Raw genomic sequence first — 5,275 nt, 5'->3', positions numbered from 1 at the left:
TTTATGTCGGCTTTTTAATTGATGTATATATAATCAGAGGAGTTAACTCAATGAATCTAGAATATTATAATGCGATGAAGGAGGTTGAATATGTTATTTCAAAAAGGGAAATTATCTATGAGATATGTAATAGAAGATGATGCAAATATCATTTCAAAATGGTTAACCAATTCAGAAGTTTTACAGTATTACGAAGGACGAGATAAACCACAATCTCTTGAGAAAGTTCATATGTATTTTATCCATAATCCAAAGAGTGACGAGAAAAGATGTTTAGTAGAATACGCTGGAGAACGAATTGGTTATGTGCAAATGTACCCGATAGATTCAGAATGGAAAGAGTTATATGGGTATAGAGAAAATCAAAATGTATGGGGGATGGACCAGTTTATTGGAGAGCCAATATATTGGAATAGAGGAATTGGAACAGAACTTGTACAAGCTATGGTTACATATATCATCGATGAATTAGGTGCTGAAGCAATAGCGATGGACCCAAGAGTAGCTAACGAACGTGCCATTCGCTGTTATGAAAAGTGCGGATTTAAAAAGGTGAAAAAATTAAAGGAACATGAGCTACATGAAGAGAAATTAGAAGATTGCTGGATGCTGGAATATAACATATAAAGGACAGGTGAAACGAATGAAGGCGTTACTTGTGTTAGATATGCAAAAGGAAGCCATGTATGATAAAAAGGCGTCATTACAAATACTAACGGGTTCGGTTTTCGAGTACAAACACTAAATTAGCAGTTCAATTCGTAACTGAATTAGACTGTCTTTTTTTGTTATTATAAAAGGATTTTTAAACGAATTAAGGGCGAATTTGTATAATTATTCGCAACCCTTTTGAGAGGTTGACAGAAGTAATTGTCAGTGTGCAAATTCATATGTTAATTTTGATGCGAATTGTGTGGCTAATTTTAAGAAGGCTTATTGGATATTTATGTTAAAATAAAAGAAAGCATATTATACTTTGGTGAAGTTTGAGACATTGGAGGAAACATTTTGAAAAACTATAAGTTTGAAAATAATATTCCCACATTGAAGGAATACAAATATTTGTGTGAGTCTGTGGGATGGACTAATTATATGAATTTTGATGTGGCAGATACTTCCCTAAGAAATTCTATTCACTGCATCACAGTCAAGGATAATGAACAGGTTGTGGGTATGGGCAGAATTGTTGGTGATGGGGCTATTTATTTCTATATCCAAGATATAGTGGTTCATCCAGATTATCAGAAAAATGGTATTGGAAATGAAATAATGAATCTTTTGATTGAATATTTAAATAAAAATGCCCCGGACAAGGCATTTGTTGGTTTGTTTGCATCTGAAGGTAAAGAAACGTTCTATGAGAAATATAATTTTAAAGACTTCTCGCCTAATATGACAGGGATGTTTACTGTCATTTCAAAAAAATAGGCACAATATTTTTAATGATTTTCGAAAAAAAATCAATCAATGTTAAAACCATTTTTCTCCAAACAACTTTGTTAAGCTATCGGGTGCTTTCTTTCAAAAAAGTCATGCAAATAAAAAGCTTGGAGTCATAACAGTCTCCAAGCTTTTTTGTGCTAATTTACTTTCCAAATAGTTTGTCATTCTTTATGCGAATTTAAATGCTAAAAGCCCTGAAATCTCGAATTTTGCACTTCAAAACCGAACCCCTTATATAGATACAATGCCGTTTTTTTCTTATTTCTTCTTATCTTTATCTAATATGTTCTGTTCTTCAGCAAATTCAGTTCCATATGCGAATCGGCCATTCATATTAATTCTTTCGTTTTTATATCGCTCATGCGGATGAGAAAAACGATGAACAAATACTTCAGATACTGTAAAGACAATAGCGGAAAGAATACTTCCCCACGCAATTTGGATGTAATTGTCCAATAAAATATTGCCAAAAATCCACACGCTTAAATAGGTTAACAAGAAATCACTCATAATGGCAGCTGAGTTGCCAATGCGCTCTAAAATAATTTTATCAACAAACATGTAAGACACAATCGTTACAAATAGACTAAAGGAAATGATTTGAAGAAGTGTGGCAGGAAAAAATAAAGCAAGTCCAAAAGCAAAAGCAATGATACACGATATAAATTTGATAAGCACTACAGCCATATTACTCAACGTGTACACCTCCCGTCTCTACATAGTTTTCCTATAAAATGAGAAGTTCATACACTTCATATTGTTTTGTTGGCTTAAAAAGTAAAATTTTTCATGTTGGATCATTTGCTGGAATATTAAAAATATAAACAAAAAATGTTATAGTAAAATGAGAGTGTATGACATTTTTAGGTAAGGAGGGAATCCAGATGTGGATTACTTCAGAAGTAGAAATTCCAGAAGAACTATTTGATAATCTTGAGCAAGGAAAACTTGTATTATTTGTTGGAGCAGGAGTTTCTATGAAAGGGAAATCAAACTTACCAAACTTCGATGATTTAGTTGATGAAATTGCTGAGGCTTTATATGTCGAAAAGCGTGAAATAACAGAACCGCATGATTATTATCTTGGGAAAATTGCAAGGACGAAAGATGTACATCAAGCTGCAAAAGATCTTGTAAATGTGAAAGAATCGAAGCCCAATCCATTACATTATGCAATTTTGCGACTTTTTTCAGAGGATACTGATGTTCGTATTGTAACAACAAATTTTGATCAGCATTTTACAACTGTAATTCAAGAAATGAAACGGAATTTTAATATTTATTATGCACCTGCCTTGCCGACAGGAAGATCGTTTAAAGGTTTAGCATATATACATGGAAATATTGAACAGGAAAAAGAGAATTTAATATTAACTGATGGTGACTTTGGAAGGGCTTACTTGACAGAGGGATGGGCAAGAAGATTTTTAGTTGATTTATTTTCAAATTATACAGTTTTGTTCATTGGATATAGCCATAATGATCCGGTAATGAAGTATCTGGCAACAGGTTTGCCGCCGAGTACAAGGCGCTATGCTTTTGTCGCACAAGGTGACAATACTTATCATTGGGAACATTTAGGGGTAAGTCCGATTGTTTACCCGAATAAAGCAAATAATCATCAGGCGCTTGTTAAAGCGGTGAAACGCTGGGCTGAATTAATGGGGGATAATTATATTACAAAAAGGATGCGGATTCGTGATATTGTGACAGTCCCGCCATCGCTTGAACAAGAACAACTATCGTATATAAAGCAATCGATCAAAAAGATTGAAACGCTCAGGTATTTTGTAGAATTTGCTCGGGATTATGAGTGGGTTGAATGGCTTGAGGCAGAGGGGAAACTTCAAAATTTATTTTTGATTATCTCTCGTTATGATGAAGCAGATGAATTGCTTGCTGAGTGGCTTGTTGAGCATTTTCTTTTCAGTCATCAAAAAGAACTATTCCAGCTTATTTTTAAAAATCATTCCAAAATATCTCCGTTGTTATGGCAAACGATATGTATATATTTAAAAGAAACGAATAAGCCAATGGAACCTTTATTATTTACAAAATGGACGTTGCTTTTATTAGAAACAGCTGAAAATAATAGTCATTCCATAGAGAAAATTTCCTATTTGTTATATAAATGTTCTTTTCCAGAGCATAAAGAAATCGGCGTATTATTATTGACATTTATTTTGGACGGGAAAATTAAACTTAAACGTGTGAGAAGATGGGAAAATGACATGCAAGATTCAATTGAATTAGAAGAATCAAGTCGTTTATCGGTTCCTGTATTTTCACATGTGCAGCGGATTTGGGATGAAAAAATGAAACCACACATTTCGTATTTTGCAGACCCTATTATGGTCATGGGATTAGAAAAAATTCAGATGCTATCGTTAAAACAAGCAGCATTACAAAAAAGAGACGGTGTTCTTTATAATACGATGGAATTTTCAGAGCATGATTTACAGCCAAAGGACTTCACATTTTTAATTCGGATTATAAACGAGTGTCTTACCTATTTGTGTGAAAATAACAAGGAAAAGGCTTCGTATTATATCGCTCAAATGATCGGAGCAGATAGTATATTGCAAAAGCGAATTGCGATTGAAGCAATGAATAAAAATAGATTTGTAGCTGCTGATGAAAAATTAAAATGGTTACTAAATCAACGATTACTTTTAGACTTTACATATAAACATGAAGTGTTTCAATTTTTAAAGAAGCATTATCCAGTTGCTCTAGAAGAAACAAAGCAAGAAGTACTCCAAAAGGTGATGAAGCAGCTTATAAAAGAAAGAGCATTCGATGCTTGCCTTGTATTAGATTTACTGTATACATGTGATTCAAATAGTAATTGTACAGTAGAAGCGTATAACATCATGAAGCAAAAACATCCTCATTTTTCTTCAGATCGATACAGTGAGAAAAAAGAAGAAGTGATTGCGCAAAGTATTATATGTAACGTAACAGCGGATGGATTATTACGGTTGAAAGAGCATGAGATAAAGAAGCAAGTTATGTTATTTTCAAATGACGGTATTTTTGAACAGCGTCACTTTTTAGAAATGTTATCAAAAGCGTGTAAATTGAATGCGGATTGGAGTATTTCGCTTGCGTATCAACTAGTAGGCGAGCATCAGGTAAGCAATGAGGTTTGGTTCGTTTGTATTAGGGAATGGAGAAATAATCGGAAGCTGACAAATCAGCAAATACAAAAAATCATTCCACTGTTGCAACAGTTTGTTCGCAAAACAGTTTTTCATTGGTTGATTAGTAGTTTTCTATATGAAATTAGTAATCGGTTAGAAGAATTTGAGGAGAATAGTATACGAGCTGTGAAACGTTTTGCTTTTTCCTTATTTCCTCAAGTCATGAAGGGGGCTGCCAATTTCAAGGTAGGAGAACAGGATTTTTATAATGCGTCTATCCAGCATCCAGTAGGGAAAATGACATCGGTATTATTAAAGCTGCTCGCATATGATCACTTATATGACCGAAATATATATGAGTACTTATTTTTATTTGAAGAGCAGGTGCAAAGAGCATCTGAGTGTGCCAATTTTATGTTTGCGAGATTAACTGCTGATGTAACATTTTTGTATCATATTGAGAAACAGTGGTGTAGAAAATACCTTTTACCTTATCTCGATTTAAAAAAAGAAAATGAAGCGATAAAGTATGCGTGGGCAGGACTATGTTATACACAAATTAATTTGCCGTTATTTACAGAGATAAAGAGATATATTAAATATGCAGTTGAGCATTTAAATTTACTACATCCGCATACAAAACAAGTATTTTTAAAGTGGTTAAGTTTTGTATTTATTAAATGTGTATT

At 33.3% G+C, this 5,275-nt stretch carries 4 protein-coding genes; 3 read left to right on the top strand and 1 reads right to left on the bottom strand.

What is annotated here, in order from left to right; all coding sequences use genetic code 11:
* Nucleotides 1-90: 90 nt before the first annotated feature.
* Together V7183_RS23255 and V7183_RS23250 are read left to right on the top strand one after the other, a co-directional pair.
* A complete protein-coding gene (locus tag V7183_RS23255; RefSeq protein WP_335360988.1) occupies nt 91-627 on the top strand; it encodes a GNAT family N-acetyltransferase in 537 nt (178 codons plus the stop codon).
* 381 nt (nt 628-1,008) lie between these two features.
* Nucleotides 1,009-1,428, top strand: coding sequence for a GNAT family N-acetyltransferase (locus tag V7183_RS23250; RefSeq protein WP_335360987.1), 420 nt, complete (start codon nt 1,009-1,011; stop codon nt 1,426-1,428).
* Nucleotides 1,429-1,701: 273 nt separating this feature from the next.
* Here V7183_RS23250 and V7183_RS23245 read toward each other — a convergent pair whose 3' ends face one another.
* Nucleotides 1,702-2,130 carry a YndM family protein gene (locus V7183_RS23245; protein ID WP_373605232.1) on the bottom strand — a complete coding sequence of 143 codons (429 nt, stop codon included), beginning with the start codon at nt 2,128-2,130 and terminating at the stop codon, nt 1,702-1,704.
* 167 nt (nt 2,131-2,297) lie between these two features.
* Between V7183_RS23245 and V7183_RS23240 the strand changes: the two genes are divergently transcribed.
* A partial coding sequence (locus V7183_RS23240) for an SIR2 family NAD-dependent protein deacylase (RefSeq protein ID WP_335360986.1) occupies nt 2,298-5,275 on the top strand: 2,978 nt, incomplete at its 3' end.

The sequence above is a fragment of the Bacillus sp. JJ1127 genome, assembly GCF_036965845.1.
Taxonomy (GTDB): Bacteria; Bacillota; Bacilli; order Bacillales; family Bacillaceae_G; genus Bacillus_A.
This window is presented reverse-complemented; position numbering and strand designations above follow the sequence as displayed.